Raw genomic sequence first — 632 nt, 5'->3', positions numbered from 1 at the left:
GGCGTGCGACCGGCAGCCGCTGTCGCTCGGGCGGCATCGTCGCGAAGCGCGTGCGCTCGACCGTCGTCGTCTCGGCAGCCGGGTTCGTGGTGTCGGTGCGAGGGCTCATCGGAATCGGTATCCCGCCCCGCGCACGGTCTCGATACGGTCGACGCCGATCTTGCCGCGCAACGCCCGCACGTAAACGTCGACCACGTTGGAGGCCGGATCGAAGTCCATCCCCCAGACATGCCCGATCAACTGGTCGCGCGACAGCACCTGACCCGCGTTCTGCAGGAACACCTCGAGCAGTGAGAACTCCCGCGAGGTGAGTTCGCGCATGTCGCCGTCGACCGTGACCGTGCGCGCTCGCACATCGACCCGCACATCGCCGTGGGTGAGCACCGGACCGGACGCACGGCCCTCGCCGTCGCCGATCCGCAGCCGCACACGCGCGATGAGCTCGGCGAACTGGAACGGCTTCGTGACGTAGTCGTTCGCTCCGCCCTCCAGACCCCGCACGGTGTCGATGACCGAGTCGCGGGCGGTGAGGATGATGACCGGTGTCGCGACGCCCTCGCCACGCAGGTTGGCCAGCACGTCGAAGCCGTCCATGCCGCCGAGCCCGATGTCGAGCAGCACGAGGTCGAACG

Annotated in this window: 1 protein-coding gene; it reads right to left on the bottom strand. The window is 69.0% G+C overall.

Going from position 1 to position 632, the window contains the following annotated elements; genetic code table 11:
• Nucleotides 1-105 precede the first annotated feature (105 nt).
• Nucleotides 106-632, bottom strand: a 527-nt coding sequence (locus KZA10_RS17010; RefSeq protein WP_218683490.1) for a response regulator transcription factor, incomplete at its 5' end; no start/stop codon positions are given.

The organism is Microbacterium sp. BF1 (assembly GCF_019279095.1).
In the GTDB taxonomy this organism is placed as follows: Bacteria; Actinomycetota; Actinomycetes; order Actinomycetales; family Microbacteriaceae; genus Microbacterium; species Microbacterium maritypicum.
The sequence above is the reverse complement of the archived record's forward strand: the minus strand, read 5'-3'. Positions and strand labels throughout refer to the sequence as shown.